Source organism: Haloferax sp. Q22, from assembly GCF_001482285.1.
In the GTDB taxonomy this organism is placed as follows: domain Archaea; phylum Halobacteriota; class Halobacteria; order Halobacteriales; family Haloferacaceae; genus Haloferax.
On sequence record NZ_LOEP01000003.1, the window covers coordinates 53296 to 71530 of the forward strand.

Here is an 18235-nt window from a genome sequence, read left to right on the forward strand (position 1 = left end):
ACAGTTCCCAGAAACAACGGACGGCAAGGTCCTCGCACTTCTTGAGGGTCAAGGAATCTACAGACGTACTGACCGAGCAGCAGGGTCTTGATGAGTACTTCGCTGATGGAGGCCAGGTACTGCCTGAAGGCTACGACAATTCTCTCATGGAACTCGCGGAATCTGCCGAAAACGTTGAATGGTGATCTGAGATATTGCAGAACAGCAGGGAGAGGAGTATGTCGACGAGTTCGGCAGAGATCTCGAGGAACAGCTGCAAGATAACATCGAGTGGAACTACTTGATCGACAGCGACCAGCACAGAATCCACGAGGAGTATGTTTCTGACGGCGAGTTTCAGGACGGCGATGTCCCGTTCGGTACGTACTTGACTTTCGAGGATGGCGGACCTCAGTATAGGATTGAGGATCCGTACTTGGCTCCGTGGCACCGGGATAAAGGGATAGAGCTCTTGGATGAGGGCTACGACGCCTTACTGGAGTATTTTGAGTAGTTCCGGGAGGAGTGGCCTCTTGTTTTATAAGTAGTAGATTTCAATTCGTGGATAGGAGGTCTCGGTTTTTCGATGTTCGATAAGATGATAAGCGGGAAAGGTGCAGCAGCCGGTGCGATTCTACTTTTAGTGATATCAGCAGTCTTCATTTCCGGCAGCGTAGCCAACGACTCTGGTGATTTCGTTCCTTACCCGGAGCAGGTCTCCACTGACAACGACGACATCAATATGAGTGAAGGAAGCAAGGAAGGATTCCTGGGCTTCCTTGATGATATTCTAACTTTTGGACCGCTCTCCAGTGTTTCAGCTCCTGACCAGGTGAGTCCTGGCGAAACGATTTCTTTTGATTTTAGTCCAGAGGCACAGCAGGATTTCAACTTGGATGGGAAAGTGAAGGTTGTAGAGATTTACAAGTGCCATGACTCCAGCTGTGAAAACGGTGAGTTTGTCGAAGCTAAGTCAAGTCGTGGCGTCTTTGATGCAGAGATTCCTGAGGGCAGTCATTTCAGCTGGACTGTAGAGTATTCTACTCCTTCATCAGCTAATAGTTACTTTGCTGCGACAGGTTACATGAGCGACGGGAACGGTAACGTATTAACTGATACTCCACGCCATATATTCCTTGTAGGCGAAAGCAATGAAGGAGGTAGCGATGACGGTTCAAATGATGGAAGCAGTGGTGACGATGGCAGTGACGGCGGTGACGACAGTGATAGTGGAGAAACAAGCAAACCACCTGAAATCGAGTCAGTAGATTCGCCTCTTGTAGTCAACATTTCTGAACCGTTCACGGTCAGTGTTGAGGCCTCAGATCCTGATAGTCCAAGTCTTTCCTATGAATGGAGTAACGGGAAGACAGGAGATAAGATCGTCTTGAGTTTCGGTGAGACTGGCGTCAAGGAGTTTGATGTTGAGGTCTCCGACGGAGATGGCAACACGGTCAGTTCGACAGTCCGTGTCAAGGTCGTAGAACCAGAAGATGATACTCAAGAACCTATCACTGATCCAAAGCCGACGAACCCATTGACCAGTTTCTGGAACTGGTTTACAGGCCTCTTCTCATAATGAAAACAGAAAACGGAGGGTGATCCAGAGTTGAGTAGCGGTAAAGAGGTCGTGGAAGCCTTGAGTTTGGTTTCGAAGAAGTTTGTCTGTGAGATCTGCGGTACGGAGTATGATTCTGAGCGGGAGGCCGCGATGTGTGTGGTCGACTGTGTGGAGTAACGGTCTCTGCCTGTTGTTTTATAAAAAGTATTTATCTTATAGTAGTTATGAGCCGGACGAAACGCTTTGCCGCAGCCACGAGTATACTATTTTTCTTGCTGTCTGTATCGTCAGCAGCTGCACAGCCAGGTGAAGCACCGGGCGATGTAGTTCCAGAAAAGCCTGGTCAGCAAATACCCGAGAACATTTCAAACACTACAGGTCAGAATCCTCTTTCTCAGATACCAGGCCTGAATAACAATACCTTGCCGATGACAATTGACGACTCCATTCTTCCTGAGAATGCCTCAGCCGTAGCGAAGTCAGCGGTCAACACTGTTTCAGACGCAGTAGGTTCTGCAGCAGGAAGTGCAGTAGATGGAATCGGATCTTTCCTCTCAGAGAACCTTCCAGCCATACCGGGACTTGAGCAGAGTGATCCGCCTGTGAACGGCACTAACTCGACGGAGAGGTGAGAATCACAGGTGAGCAACTACACTTTTGTCGAAAAGAGTGAACTACAGAGCTTCAGTAACTATATTTCCTTTCTCTATGCACTTCTCGGTGCCTCTGCAGTCTCGTTTGCGGTTGGGATTTTTACTGGCACGGAAGCTGCTTTCTTTCTGGCTGTGCTCTACCTGATAGGTCTGGTAGGAGTGTGGTACCTGTTCAGAGATGATTTCTCGAATATCAGGCAGGCTATAGAAGACGTCAGAGGTGAGAATCAGCAGTTAGTTTAGAGCGGAATACTGCGGCGTATGCGTTCGACAGGATTGAGCATTACCAGGACTTGTTCGGCGTCGACGACGAGCAGATGGGAGTACTGTTGGATCCTTGGTACAACGAGTTTGAGGATATCGCCAGCGACGAGAGACTTTCTGAAGGAGAGGAGCACTGGGAGCTCTTGGTCTATGCGACGAACGCTGAGTGGTTGAGAGACTCTGAGATGGATGCTACTGCGAATATGACCTTGACGATGGACTACCCGGAGACGGATGCGGAAGAGTTTCTGGGCGTAGTCTATCCTACCGCTGTCGAGATGTTCGAGGAAGAGTACGGCGAGGAAGTTGATTTCCTTGGCTACCCAGAGGTCCCAGATGAGTATATCTAACAGGTTGAAGCCTGAACGAGGTAAACGATAATAGAGGGTGTACTGGATTGAGTTTTGACGAACGACACAAATCAGAGATCTCGAACCATCTCGAGCATTTCCGAATGGCTCACAGCCTCGACTATGACGATCTAGCAGTAATGGTCGATCCTGTCTATCTGCAGGGGGAGGACCGAACTGACCGATTTATCCCAGAAGACGAGTACTGGGAAGTCACAGTCTACGCTTCTAACAAGGAGTGGATCGAGGACTCTGACAAAGGCGAGCACCCGGAGAAAATGATACAGTACACTTTCGAGGATACTGACTCGGAGGAGTTTCTGGAGGATGTGTACCCTGATATCGTGGAGACCTTCGAAGAGAAATACCGTGGTAGAGTAGGGCAGCTTTCCATCCCCGATGAACCAGAATACTCGCTGTGAAGTTGTCAGTCAGAAGTCGTCGAATCCGGCTTGTACTGTGTCGTCCGTTTTCGGGTCTTCGGAGCTGTTTTCTTCCATGTCGTCTCTGTGTTCTGGGACGTGCAGCTTCCCGGCGTCGGGACTCTGTTCGTTCCGGTATACGTCGGCGTCTCCAAGGGCCTTGAAGAAGTCGTGGCTGTCCATGTCGTACGTGTTTTCGACGTGTTCGACGTCACTGGTTGCTGCCCAGCTAACCGTCCTCAAGTTGCTGTAGTCATCGACGAGTAGTTCGGCCAGGGACCCGTCGACACCGTCAACCTGAGACAGTTCCTCAACGAAGTGATCCTCTGCAAGTTCATCGACCTGAAAACTGTCGTAGACTTCCTCGCTTCCCCTGTCGAGGACGTGGATCTCGTCGAGAATCTTCGCCCCAGTGATTTCGTTGTGGCCTCGTACTGTAGGCTCCAACTGGTATTTCTCCATAGCATTCTCCGGAGCTATTTCCAGGTAGTCGGGACGGTAGTCTACGAAGATGTCGTTCCCGTCCTGTGTTTCGGCCTCGAAGATATCGGCTATAGTTCCGAAAGGCGCTCTGAACGGAACAACGTAGTCTCCATCATCAAGAACCACACTGTGTCCGAACCCTTCGTTCAAACCTGTTTCAAACTCTGGATCGGAGACAGAGTAGAACTCGTGGCCCGGGATCTCTCCTTCGATCTCCCAAGGCCTCTGATACGCGTATTCTCTCAGGGCCTGTTCCGGGTCTCCGTGTTGGAGTCTCCAGCGATCGTCCTCTCTAAACTTGTCCTCAGAAGCGTTGTAGCTGGCAAGGATTACTTCAGCATGTTCCGGCTCGTATCGGGCGAAATGAGTATGTCCGGCTTCTGCGTCAACTCCTATAAAATCGTATTCTCTGCCGTCGACTGTGATTGTCTCTGGTGGTTCTGCAAGATCTTCGATAAAGGCCTCACCGGTTACAACTATACAATCCGCAGATAGTCTTTAAAAAATTCAGTTGTCATCAGGGTGCCAGCCTGCGGCCTCAAAGAACTCTTCCTTAGCCTCTTCTGAAGGCCCATCACCAAGTTCATCCACGTTTCCTTCCTCAAACTCTTTCAACCGTTCCTGCATCCCCTGCAGAGGATCGATCAGGGAAGCAAAGCTGCCAGATCCGGGATTTGAGGCCTGTTCTTTCAGTTCGGCCAGTTCTTGTTTGAGGTCGAGCTTCTCTGTTTCGCTCTCAGCTATCTGCTCTTCGAGATATTCGACGTAGTTTTCCAGCTGTTCGATATGCTGGTTGACTTCTTCTTTACTGTCGAAGTCGTCAGGTACTTCTGGAGCTCCGCTCATATCTTCTTCTGTGTATATCTCTGTGTCTCTTTCATCATAGAGCTTTGGGATGACTTTACTTGATTAATGCGCTTCTGCACAAGTTATAAAAAATATGTTTTGTAATACGTAGGTATGGTGATAAGAAATCGATACCTCGTACTCAAAACACGATAGCTACAGCGCCCCTGCAATAACCGAAATCGACGAAGCATTTCTCAACCCTAAAACAGTCCAAGTCCTGATCTCACTGACTGGCGGCACCAGCTACGCCAGCGAGATCTCAACAGAGGTGGACTGCACCTACTCCCACACGGTACGGATACTGGACAAATTCGAAGAATACGGACTCGTAGAAAGAGAAAAAGACGGGAGAAAAGTCAACTGCAGTCTCACCGATGAAGGCCAGAAACGAGCTGAGGCCTTGGTCGGTTTCCTTGAAGCAGGAGGTGAGAATCAGTAGTGGAGGATACGTCGATTCATTACCTGGGCTGGCACTTGGAAGACGAAGGGCATGGTCCTGCTTCAGAGCTCTTCCACAAGTCCCACGTCGTCGATCAGCTTGAGGAAGACGAGCAACCGCCTCAGGCCTTTACACAGAGCGAGTTTGACGAACTGTACGACGAAGTAGCCGTACTGCAGGGTGACTTCTCAGAGGACGACTTGGAGGAGATCTACAAGGGATTCCAGGGCACCGGATTTACTGAGTGGGACGAATTTCTTGATGCCCGGTACTGCGAAGGTTGTGACAGCTACATCGAAGGCAGCGACGAAGCAGTTAACCACGCCGTCCAGAATCACGGCTACAGTCCTGAGGAAGAGTTTGGGGAGCCGGAGTATGTCCACGGCATCCGCTCGATGAGTGTGGGTGATGTCGTCGAGCTTCCGGACAGTTATCATCAGGTCAGAAGTCTCGGCTTCGAAGAAATCTCAGTAGGAGGTGAGAGCCAGTAGTGGCCGAGGACGATGATCTTGATGACAGACTTGCAGTGGCGGGTATGGGAGCTTGGGCAGCGACATTAATCACCGAGACAGCAGGACAGGCCTACGGATTTGCCTTGGTGATGCTCCTTGCGATGGCGGCGGTAGCTCGCCAACACGGTCTTTTCGAGAAACTGGCCGACAGATACGGCGACAGAGTCAGAAGTACGTTGGAGACGTTGTACAAGAAGTCCATTGTCTTCGGGCAACAGGTCGACGACTTCCTGTTCTGGTACGGGAATTACGTGTTGGGAGCGATGTTCCTCGGATTCATTGCCTTTGTCGTTGTCACGCCATCTCTGCCGTTCAGAGGCCTCGCGTTGGCATTCCTGACGTTCGCATTGATCGACTGGCATTTCAATGATCTCAGGACAATCCAAGATATCCTCTTCTATTGGCCTCGCAGGCCTTGGAGGATCTTTGCGGTGGCAGCTGCAGTAGCAGTATACCTCGTCGCTACCGGGCAGTCAGAGACCTTCCTGAAAATCGTGATCGACTTCCTGCAACAGGGTGTCTCCCAGTGAGTCTCGAGGACCGCTATGGAGAGACCTGGGAACAGGCCTATACGGATATTATGACCGGCCTCTACAGGGAGGCGGTTCCCGGCGTGGAACTGGACTCCTTGGAAGACATGGTTGAAGAAGCAGATCAGCCGGAGGAAGGACCGCCGATCTACCTTGAACACTTCCTCGACGAGGATACGCAGGAGGAGTTGATTGAAGACGTCCTTGAGGACTACGGGATCGAACGTGACTATGATGTGTTCGAGGCGAAGAAGGCTGTTTTCCTGGGTTCAGGGCCTTCCACCAATCTCAGTACTGTGGACAGTGCCCGTGAAGACTACGGCCTGGAACCCGTCTCAGAAATGCTCGAACAAGAAGGTGATATCTGATTAAAATAGGAGCGCTCGTACTGGCGAAATACATAGGCATCCTGATGGTTGTCCTCGGTGTGAGCCTCACGGTTCAGTATCCTAACTCAGGTGTATTTCCAAGTCTAATGGCCTCGTTAGGAGGATTCATAGCCTCCGTTGCGGAAATGGAAATTATCGATATAATCAGAGGTGAAACGAGGTAGTGACGACGCTGGAAGATATCAAGGAAAAGCGGGGATGGGATGTTCTTGAGGAGGAATACTATTCTCCGGTCTCTCCCTGGTCAAACGGCCGTTTCAAATCATTGTCGATGGAGCATGAGGAGTACGGAACAGAGGTAGCGCTGGACAGCGATATCAACCCTAAGGGACACCCAGAGTACTACTTAGAAGTTGACGGGGAAATCCTGGAGGAAGATCTTGGACAGGAGAAATACGACTTGATGGATCTTGAAATGCAGAAACAGGAGAAAATAGGAGGATACGAATGACAGAACACGGACTACGGAATTTCTACGACGGTATTCAAAATCTCAGTAAGAAGGACACAAGTGGGAATCAGTAGTGGAACTCGACTCTCTTGACGACCTCTACGAGAACGCCTTGATGATGGCGAACGGCGAATCCCTGGAATACAGAGATCTGACGTTGGAGAAGGTGGACTGGACGCATCCAGAACACACAGAGTACGCAGTACTCAACGAAGACGATGAGAAGGTAGAGTCTCTCACGATCTCCGCTTACGACTCCGTCGACGACCTCCAAGGCTACTTGGACGAGATCGCGGACTACGGCCCGGAGGATCTGGAAGACTGGCTGAACAGAGGTGAGGATTTGTGAAGCCTGTTCTAACAAAAGAAGCCTTAGAAACCGCCGTCAAGATCGTGAACGAGCTGAAATTCAGTAACGACTCTGAAGACAAGTACGGCTGGCTGGGGAACCCGAAATGGGAGCTCGATAGCTACTCGAATAGTTACAGCGATGAAGATCCTTACTATCTTCTGAAGCTCAGGTTCGAGTCATTCAGGCTTCAAAGAGGAGATATCGAGGAGATAGTGGAGTTCTTGGATGAATTTGAGCAGATCAGAGACCACGATCACTACTTCTCACACGATACTCCGTTCATCATCACCTTAGAAATCCCGGCAGAAACGGAAGGAGAGGGTGATGCGGAATAGCATCGGGCGCGGAGTACAAGGAGGCAGCACAGCCTGTCGTGGACAAGTTGGAGCAGATCCAGTTCGTTGGCGGGTACAGCCGTCACCAGGTGTTCGAAGATTTCCTCGATCTGTCCTTGTATGCCTTGCAGAGGGACGACGAATCCTATCTTGACGTGATGGACTCGTATGGTGAAGAAGAGGCACAGCTGTACAGTGAGGCCTTAGGAGAACTCTTGAACGCCTCCGAATCCGCTAACCACGATGTCCTCGGTGTCGTCTACGAGGAAATGGGGAACAGCAGTGATCACTTCGGCCAGCACTTCACCCCGCACAACCTGTCCGATATGAAGGCGGAAATGGTGATCGGCCAAGACGACGTCGACGAGGATAGGGAAGAGCCGTACAGTATCATGGATCCGGCGGCGGGAAGCGGACGACTCCTGATCTCCGCAGCGAAGCAACTCCCAGCTGGTGATGCCGAGTTCTACGCAGTAGACAAGGACAGTACTGTTGCGAAGATGGCTGCTCTCAACTTGACGTTCTTCAACATGGATGGGTACGTGGTCCACGGCGATTCCCTGACTCAGGACTATCACAGGGTTTGGGCCACGAAAGGCAGTGCCCTCGGTGGATCAGTCCAGGAACTGGATGAAGATCAGTGGACGAACCCTTACGACCAGGAAGTCAGTGAGGAACCCACGGGGGACGACCTCGACGAAGATCCCGCGGAAGGGTCTCAGCAAGATCCAGAGGAATCAGGCCAGGTGGATACGCCGGACATCGACTTCGAGGAGGTCCGTGAAACCACGCTCTCCGACTTCACAGACGGAGGCGGTAGCCAGTGATGCGGTGGGTTATAGAGTCTAAGGCTAGGTACTTGGCGTATCTATTTGTCTGGAAATTGGCGGATATCCAGAGCACCTTCCTCGTAGCAGAGAAGTATGGTTGGAGGGCAGAGGCCGGGTTTACGATGATAGGCCAGCTTGGACCCGAGTTCGGTCACGTCGCTGTTTCCTGGATTACTGTAGGGACAATCGTGGCTACTGGCTACCTGGCTTACAGGTGGACGCCTGTTGTTGCGGAGTGGGCTCTCTTGTTCATCCCGGCGATCACGGTAGGGAACCTGATTATCTTGGTTGCACCGTTCGTCGGCAGTCTTTGGAACGTTGGAGCTATGCTGCTGATCCCGGCTCTGTACATCAGTAGAGGCCTTCGACCTATCTGGTTCGAGTGGTCGCCTACACGCGACGAATTACTGGCGAACATTCAGACCTTCAGGACTTGGAGGAGACGTGTTTTCGGAGGTGAACAAGGTGCAGTGTAAGAGAAACAAATGCCGGAACTCGGTTCCCGACCACAGAGAGGACTACTGTTCGGGTACATGTTATAAAAAGGCGACTACGAAAAATCCCCATAGAAGGAGGTGATCTGAAAATCAGCATCCTTGAGAAGTTGGACAAAGCACTGTACTGGTTTCCAGTGGGTTTGAGGATAGCTGTATTTGCCATCATTTCATTCGCTATATGGACAGCAGTGCCTGGCCCTAACGAACATTCAGCAATGCCGGACGAGTTCAACTTCTCCGAGTCAAAGCAGGCCGTCGAATCTTTCTACGGCGTAGACTGCAGCAGCGTTTCCAACGACACCTACGCCGATCAGTACCGGTTTGAGTGTTCTCAGACCCAGGGTAACTACAGTTACGTTGCCAGTACCACGGTCGAGTACAACGAGTCAGGGCCGGACGAGGTGCATCTCTATTACTGATTTCGGGCCGGACTGCACCGACTGCGGGAAGGACCTGTACATCAACCCCGTGAGTAGGCCTAACGTTGACTGGGTCAAGGTGGTATGCAGCAGCTGTGGTTACGTCAACACCGTATCGATGATCCGCCTCGGCCAAGAGAAGAAACTTGCAGAAGGTGGTAGCAGCTGAAGGTTGAGCAGGCCTGGGCAGCGGTTTACTGGGCGTTCTGGAAGATACTTGGAGTATACTTTCTTCTGAAAAGTGATCCTGTCCGTGGTCTGTTCTGTATTGGACTCGGTTTTCCTGCTTCTCTAATTGAGATGTACAGAGCTCGTGCTGAAGAGGTGAGAGATGAGCAGTGGCAAGGCCGGAGTTAGAACAGGAGTGGCGCAGCAACGCAGCAGAGAAGTGGGAGCAGCATATCGGAGAGAAAGTCCCCGAGTCCCTGGATCAGGCCTACAGCTTGACCTCGGAACACCCCGACGTCTTCGACTTCAACCAGTATTTCTTCGAACTCCTCGACAACGAACACGAAAAGAGGGAAGACTTCATCGCCCGGGAAATCGACCAGCAGAAATACGACGAAAAGGTCAGGGTAGTCGACCGAGATCCCATCAGAAAAACCGGGGACGTCGAGGAACTGATCTGCGACTACTGTGACAGCCTTCAGTTCTCACTCTCCGGAGTAGAAGACCTGACCGTATGCCGTCCCTGCATCGAGGACGCCGGCCTCGAAGACCAAGGCAGTTTCTCAGACTTCTTCGACCAAGAAAACAGGTACGTCCTGGTAGGCTGCGGCAGCAAGAAGACCGACGAATCGGGGATGCACCCTGCCGGAGAGCTGTACACCTCCAGCTACTTCGAGAAAAAAGCCAACTTTGCCGAGGAGTTCGGAGACGAGATGTACGTGGTATCCGCGAAGTTCGGCGTGGTCCACAGCGAGACTTCGATCTGGAACTACGATGCCACAATCGAAGACGTGTACACAGATGAGTGGCTGGACGTCGTCGAGAAAAACTTAGACGAGAAGCTAGACTGGACCGAGAGCGACGAAGTCTACGTCCTAGTCGGGAAGAAATACCTGGACGCCGAGGACCACCACGGCAGATCCCTGCGAGCCATGCTGAACGAAAGCCCACCCGAGATTCGCTACCCGTTCAGTCAGACCTCTGGGATAGGGAAGCAGCAGCAGTACCTTGACGAAGTAATCGAGGAGGACGACCCCGTGATGCCCTACGAACTATGGGACACTGGACAGAGCACTCTCAGCAGCTTCTGACTGATACTGTAGCATACACTCCGTTCTGAGGGCAGCACAACTACTTTATCTAGTCCCGTTCTACAGGTTATCAGCAATGTACAACGAGGAATGGGAGCCTGTGATGACAGCGGACTCGATGGAAGAGAAGGTGGAAGAGTTCGCTGCGCTCGCAAAGGAGAAAGCAGAAACCGAGGAGAAGTCCGTAGAGGATGTAGTCCACAGCCTCACCCATGAAGCCTACTTAATGAAGCATACAACCGGGGACATTCTCAAAGAGCTCCAAGAACTGGAAGAGGCCTACACTGACGAGTTCTACAACGGAGCCGCTAACGACCACATTATGCAGTACCTCGAAGACGGGCAAGACTTCGAGTTCTGGTACGACTATTCCGCGCTATCTCTTGCTGCTGGACTCGAATGGGCAGTTCTCGAGGAACTCAAAGAAGAGCCGGTGCAAAAATAACAGCCTCAGAAATCCAGTTCACTGAGCGAACGTGGACGGATACTCTCAATCCTCTCCTCCGGAACATCTGGATTCCAGATTAACCATCCGTCTTCAGTTTTCGTTATGTAGTCTTTTTCCAAGAGATCGTTAATACTTGCTTCGACAGCGCTTTTCGACAGATCGATTTGACGGACAAGCTGTGACTTTTCCATACCGCCGTCAGATTCGAGAATCAACTTGGCGACATCGTATTGTCCCATAGATCGATATCTTCTCGGAGAGGGTTATTCTCTTGCCCCTGTTGGCCCGACTTCCTTCTCTCCTGCTTCGATAATCGTCTCAAAGTCTTCTTGGGACATCTGGTGTATACTATGTTGAGGGACTCCCGTCAGACCGGGTTTATCCTTGAGGAAGGAGATCTCATCTTTCAAGGTGCTTTCGTTGACGCCTTTGAGCCTAATCGGCGGGTCAAATGACTGGTAGTTGGTGATGTGTGCGAAGTAGTCCACTGCGACTCCTGATTCAGAGTCAAGATCTCGTTCTTCACGCTCGATATGATCTATTTCTCCAGCTCCGAATATTACGTAGTCACCTGGGCGGTAGTAGATGAATTTGTCCCCTTCGGAAAGCTGGTTTGCCCCCGGAGTGTTACCTCTGTAATGGTATACCTCTCCGACCTCGTCATGGTAGTTGCTTCCCTCAGTGCCTTTCTGATTTAGCCAGAAGTATGCCATGTTCAGTTACCCTCCATCCTTATTGACCGATAGTATTGACAGGCAGCGCTAATAGGACACGATTCACAATCCGGGTTATCTGGAGTACATACGAGAGCACCGAGATCCAGGATTGCCAGATTAAAACTGCGTGCAATATCGGGATCATTAGGTGTGAGTGCTTCTAAAAAGGCATAGACCTCCTTGCTTTTGTGAGGTTGCTGTGGCATTTCATAGTCGAAAACTCTGCCAATGACTCTGGCAAAGTTCGCGTCGACCAAGGCCATAGGTTTCTCTCTTGCGAATAGCTGAGTTGCCCGGGCTGAGTAATCACCAACCCGCCACGGTTTCTTCAGCTCGTCAATAGAGTCTGGAACCTCACCATCGTACTGATCGGTGAATATCCTGCCCACCTCTTTTAGAGTCCTCTGTCGGTGATTTACGAAGCCCAGAGAGTGGACTACATCTCTAATTTCCTCATCAGAGGCCTTATACAGTGCCTCTGGATCCGGAAACTGTTTGATTACGTCCGAATAGATTTTCTCGACGGCATCACCTCTTGTTCGTTGAAGCAGGATCTCGGCCAAGTAGACCTTCCACGGATCAGTTGTTGCCCTCCAAGGATATTCTCTTCCGCGTTGTTCAAGCCATTTCAGTAGATCTGGGACGCAGCTAATGAAATCCTCGACCTTTTCTTCAGCATTCTTTACCCCTCCCTTTTCTGCCTGTGTACTGGCCTCTTCTATGTCGATAAGCTGCTCGAGTTCCTCTGAGGAGATATCGGTCCTGCCAAACGGTAGTGATGATCTTTGAGTCACCTTTTCAGGTCCTCGATTATATCTTCGCCTTTCTCCGTCGCCTGCCATAGACGCCCCTTCTTCCGATCTGGCGTTATGCATTCTGCAAGATCATGGTCGTCTAGGTCGGAGAGAACATTGCTTACGTGGCTGAGATAGTAGTCAGTCATCTCTGAGAGCTCTTTCGGCGTACGAGGTTTGTCCTCGAGAGCGAGCAGAAGGTTTTCACGGTACTCGCTGGCTTTCACCCACGAATATTTCTCGACGTCCATTCAGTATAGAGGATTGGTCGAGGCGAAGTATTTAAGTTGGCCACAATATACACACAAGATAGATACATGCACCGAATAGGAACTTTAAACGACCGCCGCTACAATCGTCTGAACAGATGACTGAGGAACGTCTCACAGCTATCGACCTCTTCTGCGGGGCCGGCGGCTTGTCTCAAGGCCTACACGACGCCGGATTCGAAGTTCTTTGGGGCATTGACCACGAAGAAAATACGAAGCCCACCTACGACGCAAACCACGAATGCGAAATGACGGTAGGGGACATCCGAGAGGAAGAACCGCCGGACCTGGGCTTGGAAGAAGGAGAACTGGATCTTGTCGCAGGCGGACCACCCTGCCCAACCTTCTCCCTCGTCGGCCGCAGCAAGATAAATTCGCTTGAAGGACGTGACAACCAGAGCGACGAAAGACACCTCCTCTACGAAGAGTTCCTCCGATTCGTCGACCACTATCAGCCAAAGGCCTTCTTGATGGAGAACGTCGAGGGAATGCTCTCGGCAGAAAACGAGGACGGCAAGCCAGTCGTCGACACCATCAAGGAACAGATGCGTGGCGAAAGAGAGGTTGCGGATATGGATCTGGACCTGAACTACAGTGTCAGAGTTCAGCTTCTGGACGCCGCAGACTACGGCGTACCCCAACACCGGAAGCGATTATTCTTTATCGGCAACAGGATCGGCGCTGAAAATCCGGATATGGAACAGTGGGAGACACACCGCCCTCCCAAGAACGAGGAAGAGAAGAAAATCAAGTACAAGAGGGATCCATCCAAGAGATCTGAAGAGGACCAGCACACCCTCGATGGTTTCGTCGACGATAGGGAAGAAGAGGAGTTCCCCACCTTCCGTAAGAACAAGCGGAACAAACGGCCCTGGAATACTGTGGCTGATGCAATCCTTGATCTTCCACCTGTCTCTCCGAAAGGTGAAACGCCGCCTACCAAAGCAGAAGAGTACGAACTAGGACCTGTTTCAGAGTATCAGTACTGGGTACGCAACCTCAGCGAGGATCAGGACTGGGAAGATCAAGATCTTCTGAACCACGAATGCCGTGGTCACAACATGCGGGACCTGACCCTCTACAAGCTTCTGGGAGAGGGCACCTCGTACATCATCGGAGACATCCCAGAAGAGCACCAGCCTTACCGGACAGACATCTTCCCTGACAAGCTGAAAAAGCAGAACCCGAAGGAACCCTCCACTACAATCGTCGCTCATCTCTACAAGGACGGCCACATGTTCATCCACCCGAACGAGGCCCGTTCAATCACAGTCCGGGAAGCTGCCCGGCTCCAGTCCTTCAAAGACACGTTCGAGTTCCCCGTATCCCGTACTCACGCCTTCAAGCAGGTAGGTAACGCTGTCCCCTGCCTGCTTGCCCAAGCCCTCGGGACGGCTATTCGGACGGAGATCTTCAATCAGTCTGTTCAGGAAGAAGAACCGCAGAAGGTCCAAGAGAATTAGATATGTCGTCCGAGAGCAATCGCGGTAGAGTACTTGTTGCCTGCGAATTTTCTGGAGTAGTTAGAGACGCTTTCAGAGATCAGGGTTTTGACGCTGTCAGCTGTGACCTGCGAGAAACGGAGAAGAATCCTGAACACCATATCAAGGGCGATGTCTTGGAACTGATAGAGGATAGAGGTGAAGAATTTGATTTGATGGTCGCACACCCCCCTTGTACATATCTGAGCAATTCAGGAGTCAGATGGCTCTATGAGAAAGAAGAGAGATGGCAAGACATGGTTGAAGGCGGAGTATTCTTCAGGAAGCTATTGAAATGCGATAAAATACCTCGCATCGCAGTAGAGAATCCAGTTATGCATAAATGGGGGAAGAAAGTAGCTGGAATCGAAGACTACCCTGAGGAAGACAAACAAACGATACAGCCATGGCAGTTCGGGGAACCTGAGAAAAAAGGGATATGTCTATGGTTGAAGAATCTTCCCAAACTCGAGGCTACAGACGTAATCGAGGATGAAGACAAAAGAGAAGCACGGGTTCACAGAATGCCTCCCAGCGAAGAAAGAAGTAAGGAAAGAAGTAGGTTCTTCCCCGGTGTAGCAGAAGCGATGGCGAAACAGTGGGGCGGAGCTATCTAAAGCTGCTCCACCGATTTTCGATGTGATCGAGCAGTCTTTCCATAGGATAGGCTACCCCAGAAGTTCCTTCATCCACTGTAGGCGCATACCCGAAGTCGAACAGTTCTACAATGTCTTTGGATTCGACGTCGTCGTAGAAATCAACCGTGCCGAATCCCATGTAGATATCCCGTTCAAACTCTCCTGAGAAAGAATAGTTGTGGGTCGGGCAGTCAGGATCAGTACAGGAGTGCGTAGCAACTTCAAACATCAACTTCCACATGCCGCTCTGAGCCATTCTTTCCCGGAAGCTTGTCTTGCACGAGATTATGAAGATGGGGCCGCCATCCGGATCGTAGTAGACAATGTCAGAGTCAGGAGATAGAATAGTGTCCTCTTCTCCGCCGATTATGGGAACAGCATCCGCTAGCTCTGTCGACTCCAGCTTCTTACTGTGAAGGAGTCTTAACCCGTTTTCCGCCGCTACATCGGCAGTAGCGTATGAGACCAGTGCTTGGAAGTAATTCCCAGCGACGTTGGACCGGACCTGTGAGACATCTTTTCCGTTCTCTCGTGCTCGTTCTGTAACCTCGTCGACCACGTTTGTCATCAGGCTCTCGATATCTCTGAGGATTTCACGGTCACTTCTGCGGTCGACGTCTTCCTCAAAGATATCCCAGTAAGTGTACCGTTCAATCCGGGATTTCACGTCCTGATTCATAGATCTGCAGAAACACCAGTAAACTCGGTTACATCAGAGATGAACTCGTCGGCAGGACGCAGAGTATAGGACAGATCACTATCCTCCTTGTATCGATTCCAGACGAAGGAGTCACGGGGAACGTAGATCCTGCTCCCGTCATTACTGATATCCTGAAGCTTCTCCTTGGAGACGTCAGCCATCAGTAAGGAGACGAACCAGACTTCATCCACTCCGATCTCGGCCTCTCGGGAAAGACTTTGGCGGAAGCGTTCGCGGAGGGTTCGTTTGCAGGAGAACCCGATGCTTCCTTCTGGCCCGTCTACCATGTTGTCGATCTCAAGATCACCGAAGTGTGCAGGGTCGCCAGTGGCAGGAATCTGGAACTGATTGAAGATGTGCTGAAGACCAGTCTCAAGCACGTTTCCAGCAGTTGACGCCCGGCTCTGTCCTGCACGACGTTCGTACTCTTGAGCTATTCCTGAGATAATTCTGGCTACCTCTTTCTTCTCGATGTGAGGGTCAGCACGCAGCTCGTTGATCTTTTCGTGGACGTAGTCGATAAGTGGTTCTCGTTGTGCTCCCAGCTGGTAGGCTTCTCCCTCAAAGTCTACGTTGAACAGGGCATCATAGGCCTTTGTCGGGTCAAGAGCTCCGGACTCAGTTTGGAGGGTTTCATCGACTATCTCTATGATCTCCGCTTTGCCGAAACTGGGCGCAGTATCTAGAATTTCGCTGGTCCGGACTACTGCATCAATAGCGATCCGGAACTCACGGACGTCATCTTCTTCTTCAATTCGCCGCAGAATCCTTTCGACAAGGTCCTCTGTCTGCCGATAGCGTTTCGAGATGTCGCCGCCATACGTTTTGTTGACGGAACCAGTAATGGTGTCTCTTATCTGCTGTTTCTGTGTCTCAAGATCTGTCTCATTCAGGAGTCCTTCCCCTTCAAGTTCTCTTCCGAGCTGTGAAGATAGCTGCTTGAGCGTTGCCGTCTCTTTGGTAGCATAGCTTCCGTAGCTGGAGGCAACAAGATCTCTGGCAAACCAGTACACCTTGAACTCGGAGGGGTCTCCGGAATAATCTGCCATCTATCTGGCAACGACTCAGTAAAACGCAATGAGAATCTGTTACATCTTGAATACGATATAGACACAAAACCCGCCTCTACGTGCCTATTTTGTGTGTATAATGTAACCTGTCCTTTCGGCCCGAGAAATTCTTCTGCCAGTTATGACGATCAGGTCGGAGTACCTCGAATATCTCCATACGTACTGGGCGCAGCAGAAGGCAGTAGGAATGATCGCGGAGGCCCGTTTTCTAAACCGTCTAGAATCAACTGAGATTGAGCCGGTGTCAGAGGTGATGCTGTTTCAGCCAAAGCCGGAGAACGACGAGTTCCAGCCTTGGGAAAACATCTACACTTTCATTTTGGACGCGGCAGAAGAAGACGAGCTATCTCAGGGACAGATCGAGGCAGCACGATTAATGGAAAGTGCTGGTACAACCGTTATTTTCCCTTCTGTAGAGGAAAGCGATCAATCAGGCCTCGAGAGTTTCAGAGGAGGGTCAGGAGATACACCGCTTGAGCACCAACTAGAGTGGAAATGGCGTTCTTACGACTTCGACACTGCGGAACTTGAAGAGGTAGATATCGAAGACGAAACTGGGGCCTGGAGAACAAGAGGAAGAAGCCCCGAGGACGACGGCGAATACTTAGACGAGTTCACCGATGCGGTCTCGGACTTCTCCGATGAGGTCCTAAAGGAGATGTTTTACAAGGAGCACTTTTTCTCACACCACCTGAAAGAGACATACAGCTTCACAGGCACCTATTTTGACGTGGATGGTCTCTTGGTCAACGACTCTGAAATCACGCCCTACGAAATCAAGGAGAAAACAGCGTATCAGGACTCAACAGAACTGTTCGGACTGGATGTAAGCCGGTTAATTGTGATGCTGCGAGTGGCACTTACCAAAGGCCTAGATCCAATCTACATCGTCCGGGAAGTAGAGGAAACGGAGGAACTTCATGTATTTGACCGCGAGTTCGTCGACTGGCAGTCAATACGGCTGTCGGACGTGGTTCGATCTTCAGCGTGGCAGATTCAAGGAGGCGGTCCAGGAATGACCGGGGGAAGAACTCAAACTCTCATGATCCCGAAGTCAGAGTTCGATACAGTAGACTTTGACAGCATTGATTTGTCCGACTACTCGGACTTTGTAGGCAACTTCCAAGGCCAGATATAGGCTTTAGTCTTTAGAAAGCTCTCTGTGGATTACTTTGAGGTCTTTCCGCGAAAGGTCAAAGGGGTACTTTGAATGAAGATCTGTACCTAGTTCTCTCATCATCACATTGTTCATCTCACGTTGAGACAGCTCCTCCCCAGATTCCCCGGTTACTGTCTTGTAGATTTGCTCGATTTCTTCTCGTCGAAAGTCAGCCGGTCCATACGCCTCTCTTTCCGGGTCATAGGTGTCGATGCCTACCATGTCTGCGACTTCTGCGGCAAGCTCGGCTTTGATCATGTATTTCTGACGCGGTTCTTGGCCCGGCATTGATATTGTAGAGGGTGTCATAGAAGAGTTCTCACACCGTGATCACGGTACTTCCCGGATTGTCTCCACGTTCGTAGTTGGTGATTGCGACGACGAGG

General features: G+C 50.9%; 31 protein-coding genes. 22 read left to right on the forward strand and 9 right to left on the reverse strand.

Annotation, left to right across the window (positions count from 1 at the left end; genetic code table 11):
* The first annotated feature begins 280 nt into the window (after positions 1 to 280).
* The 6 genes from AM590_RS00495 (at position 281) to AM590_RS00510 (ending at position 3229) form a co-directional block, all read left to right on the forward strand.
* Positions 281 to 493, forward strand: a complete 213-nt coding sequence (locus AM590_RS00495) for a hypothetical protein (RefSeq protein ID WP_058825737.1) — start codon at positions 281 to 283, stop codon at positions 491 to 493.
* A 72-nt stretch (positions 494 to 565) separates the two neighbouring features.
* Complete coding sequence (locus tag AM590_RS20265; protein WP_157575388.1) at positions 566 to 1558, forward strand: hypothetical protein; 993 nt, start codon at positions 566 to 568, stop codon at positions 1556 to 1558.
* A 206-nt stretch (positions 1559 to 1764) separates the two neighbouring features.
* Entirely contained in the window at positions 1765 to 2172 is a 408-nt protein-coding gene (locus tag AM590_RS20270; RefSeq protein ID WP_157575389.1) for a hypothetical protein, read from the forward strand.
* A gap of 9 nt (positions 2173 to 2181) precedes the next feature.
* Positions 2182 to 2436, forward strand: coding sequence for a hypothetical protein (locus tag AM590_RS00500; RefSeq protein ID WP_058825738.1), 255 nt, complete (start codon positions 2182 to 2184; stop codon positions 2434 to 2436).
* A gap of 74 nt (positions 2437 to 2510) precedes the next feature.
* On the forward strand, positions 2511 to 2807 hold the full coding sequence (locus AM590_RS00505) for a hypothetical protein (RefSeq protein ID WP_157575390.1): 297 nt from the start codon (positions 2511 to 2513) through the stop codon (positions 2805 to 2807).
* A 104-nt stretch (positions 2808 to 2911) separates the two neighbouring features.
* Entirely contained in the window at positions 2912 to 3229 is a 318-nt protein-coding gene (locus AM590_RS00510) for a hypothetical protein (RefSeq protein WP_058825740.1), read from the forward strand.
* Positions 3230 to 3238: 9 nt separating this feature from the next.
* Here the strand turns inward: AM590_RS00510 and AM590_RS00515 are convergent, their stop codons facing one another.
* The gene (locus AM590_RS00515) at positions 3239 to 3838 is read right to left on the reverse strand and encodes a hypothetical protein (RefSeq protein ID WP_058825741.1); all 600 of its coding nucleotides are present in this window, start codon (positions 3836 to 3838) and stop codon (positions 3239 to 3241) included.
* 3 nt (positions 3839 to 3841) lie between these two features.
* Between AM590_RS00515 and AM590_RS00520 the strand changes: the two genes are divergently transcribed.
* Entirely contained in the window at positions 3842 to 4207 is a 366-nt protein-coding gene (locus tag AM590_RS00520) for a hypothetical protein (protein ID WP_157575391.1), read from the forward strand.
* Positions 4208 to 4219: 12 nt separating this feature from the next.
* Here AM590_RS00520 and AM590_RS20275 read toward each other — a convergent pair whose 3' ends face one another.
* Positions 4220 to 4558: a hypothetical protein gene (locus AM590_RS20275; RefSeq protein WP_157575392.1), complete on the reverse strand. Its 339-nt coding sequence runs from the start codon at positions 4556 to 4558 to the stop codon at positions 4220 to 4222.
* Positions 4559 to 4739: 181 nt separating this feature from the next.
* Between AM590_RS20275 and AM590_RS21415 the strand changes: the two genes are divergently transcribed.
* The 12 genes from AM590_RS21415 to AM590_RS00580 all read left to right on the forward strand — a co-directional run bounded on the left by AM590_RS21415 (position 4740) and on the right by AM590_RS00580 (position 11019).
* On the forward strand, positions 4740 to 5000 hold the full coding sequence (locus AM590_RS21415; RefSeq protein ID WP_394329090.1) for a MarR family winged helix-turn-helix transcriptional regulator: 261 nt from the start codon (positions 4740 to 4742) through the stop codon (positions 4998 to 5000).
* Complete coding sequence (locus AM590_RS00530) at positions 5000 to 5491, forward strand: hypothetical protein (RefSeq protein ID WP_058825744.1); 492 nt, start codon at positions 5000 to 5002, stop codon at positions 5489 to 5491. The genes AM590_RS21415 and AM590_RS00530 overlap by 1 nt, the downstream gene beginning before the upstream one ends.
* Positions 5491 to 6042, forward strand: coding sequence for a hypothetical protein (locus tag AM590_RS00535; RefSeq protein WP_058825745.1), 552 nt, complete (start codon positions 5491 to 5493; stop codon positions 6040 to 6042). Before AM590_RS00530 ends, AM590_RS00535 begins: the two co-directional genes overlap by 1 nt.
* On the forward strand, positions 6039 to 6410 hold the full coding sequence (locus tag AM590_RS00540) for a hypothetical protein (protein WP_058825746.1): 372 nt from the start codon (positions 6039 to 6041) through the stop codon (positions 6408 to 6410). The genes AM590_RS00535 and AM590_RS00540 overlap by 4 nt, the downstream gene beginning before the upstream one ends.
* A 184-nt stretch (positions 6411 to 6594) precedes the next feature.
* Positions 6595 to 6882 carry a hypothetical protein gene (locus AM590_RS00545; protein WP_058825747.1) on the forward strand — a complete coding sequence of 96 codons (288 nt, stop codon included), beginning with the start codon at positions 6595 to 6597 and terminating at the stop codon, positions 6880 to 6882.
* A gap of 73 nt (positions 6883 to 6955) precedes the next feature.
* Complete coding sequence (locus AM590_RS00550) at positions 6956 to 7231, forward strand: hypothetical protein (protein ID WP_058825748.1); 276 nt, start codon at positions 6956 to 6958, stop codon at positions 7229 to 7231.
* Complete coding sequence (locus AM590_RS00555; RefSeq protein WP_058825749.1) at positions 7228 to 7569, forward strand: hypothetical protein; 342 nt, start codon at positions 7228 to 7230, stop codon at positions 7567 to 7569. Before AM590_RS00550 ends, AM590_RS00555 begins: the two co-directional genes overlap by 4 nt.
* Before the next feature lie 38 nt (positions 7570 to 7607).
* Positions 7608 to 8396 carry an N-6 DNA methylase gene (locus AM590_RS00560; RefSeq protein WP_058825750.1) on the forward strand — a complete coding sequence of 263 codons (789 nt, stop codon included), beginning with the start codon at positions 7608 to 7610 and terminating at the stop codon, positions 8394 to 8396.
* Positions 8393 to 8875, forward strand: coding sequence for a hypothetical protein (locus AM590_RS00565; protein WP_157575393.1), 483 nt, complete (start codon positions 8393 to 8395; stop codon positions 8873 to 8875). The genes AM590_RS00560 and AM590_RS00565 overlap by 4 nt, the downstream gene beginning before the upstream one ends.
* Positions 8876 to 9111: 236 nt before the next feature.
* Entirely contained in the window at positions 9112 to 9315 is a 204-nt protein-coding gene (locus tag AM590_RS00570) for a hypothetical protein (RefSeq protein ID WP_058825752.1), read from the forward strand.
* A gap of 338 nt (positions 9316 to 9653) precedes the next feature.
* The gene (locus tag AM590_RS00575) at positions 9654 to 10574 is read left to right on the forward strand and encodes a DUF6884 domain-containing protein (RefSeq protein WP_058825753.1); all 921 of its coding nucleotides are present in this window, start codon (positions 9654 to 9656) and stop codon (positions 10572 to 10574) included.
* Between the two features lie 76 nt (positions 10575 to 10650).
* A complete protein-coding gene (locus tag AM590_RS00580) occupies positions 10651 to 11019 on the forward strand; it encodes a hypothetical protein (RefSeq protein WP_058825754.1) in 369 nt (122 codons plus the stop codon).
* A gap of 5 nt (positions 11020 to 11024) precedes the next feature.
* Here AM590_RS00580 and AM590_RS00585 read toward each other — a convergent pair whose 3' ends face one another.
* From AM590_RS00585 to AM590_RS00595, 4 genes are read right to left on the reverse strand one after another with little or no spacing between them, the layout of a single operon-like run.
* Positions 11025 to 11261: a winged helix-turn-helix transcriptional regulator gene (locus tag AM590_RS00585; protein ID WP_058825755.1), complete on the reverse strand. Its 237-nt coding sequence runs from the start codon at positions 11259 to 11261 to the stop codon at positions 11025 to 11027.
* A 24-nt stretch (positions 11262 to 11285) separates the two neighbouring features.
* A complete protein-coding gene (locus AM590_RS00590) occupies positions 11286 to 11735 on the reverse strand; it encodes a hypothetical protein (protein WP_058825756.1) in 450 nt (149 codons plus the stop codon).
* Positions 11736 to 11737: 2 nt separating this feature from the next.
* Complete coding sequence (locus tag AM590_RS19640) at positions 11738 to 12580, reverse strand: hypothetical protein (protein WP_216635660.1); 843 nt, start codon at positions 12578 to 12580, stop codon at positions 11738 to 11740.
* Positions 12529 to 12783: a hypothetical protein gene (locus AM590_RS00595; RefSeq protein ID WP_058825757.1), complete on the reverse strand. Its 255-nt coding sequence runs from the start codon at positions 12781 to 12783 to the stop codon at positions 12529 to 12531. Before AM590_RS00595 ends, AM590_RS19640 begins: the two co-directional genes overlap by 52 nt.
* A 116-nt stretch (positions 12784 to 12899) precedes the next feature.
* Here AM590_RS00595 and AM590_RS00600 point away from each other — a divergent pair, with 116 nt between their 5' ends.
* Together AM590_RS00600 and AM590_RS19645 are read left to right on the forward strand one after the other, a co-directional pair.
* Positions 12900 to 14264: a DNA cytosine methyltransferase gene (locus AM590_RS00600; protein WP_058825758.1), complete on the forward strand. Its 1365-nt coding sequence runs from the start codon at positions 12900 to 12902 to the stop codon at positions 14262 to 14264.
* A 2-nt stretch (positions 14265 to 14266) separates the two neighbouring features.
* On the forward strand, positions 14267 to 14899 hold the full coding sequence (locus AM590_RS19645; RefSeq protein WP_082677619.1) for a class I SAM-dependent methyltransferase: 633 nt from the start codon (positions 14267 to 14269) through the stop codon (positions 14897 to 14899).
* On the opposite strand, the gene AM590_RS00610 is transcribed toward AM590_RS19645, so the two are convergent.
* Both AM590_RS00610 and AM590_RS00615 read right to left on the reverse strand, forming a co-directional pair.
* Complete coding sequence (locus AM590_RS00610; RefSeq protein ID WP_058825760.1) at positions 14892 to 15599, reverse strand: BsaWI family type II restriction enzyme; 708 nt, start codon at positions 15597 to 15599, stop codon at positions 14892 to 14894. The two genes, AM590_RS19645 and AM590_RS00610, sit on opposite strands and share 8 nt — an antisense overlap.
* Positions 15596 to 16669 carry a hypothetical protein gene (locus AM590_RS00615; protein WP_058825761.1) on the reverse strand — a complete coding sequence of 358 codons (1074 nt, stop codon included), beginning with the start codon at positions 16667 to 16669 and terminating at the stop codon, positions 15596 to 15598. Before AM590_RS00615 ends, AM590_RS00610 begins: the two co-directional genes overlap by 4 nt.
* A gap of 142 nt (positions 16670 to 16811) precedes the next feature.
* Between AM590_RS00615 and AM590_RS00620 the strand changes: the two genes are divergently transcribed.
* A complete protein-coding gene (locus AM590_RS00620; protein WP_058825762.1) occupies positions 16812 to 17828 on the forward strand; it encodes a hypothetical protein in 1017 nt (338 codons plus the stop codon).
* Positions 17829 to 17831: 3 nt separating this feature from the next.
* Here the strand turns inward: AM590_RS00620 and AM590_RS00625 are convergent, their stop codons facing one another.
* The gene (locus AM590_RS00625; RefSeq protein ID WP_157575394.1) at positions 17832 to 18107 is read right to left on the reverse strand and encodes a hypothetical protein; all 276 of its coding nucleotides are present in this window, start codon (positions 18105 to 18107) and stop codon (positions 17832 to 17834) included.
* Positions 18108 to 18235: the final 128 nt, after the last annotated feature.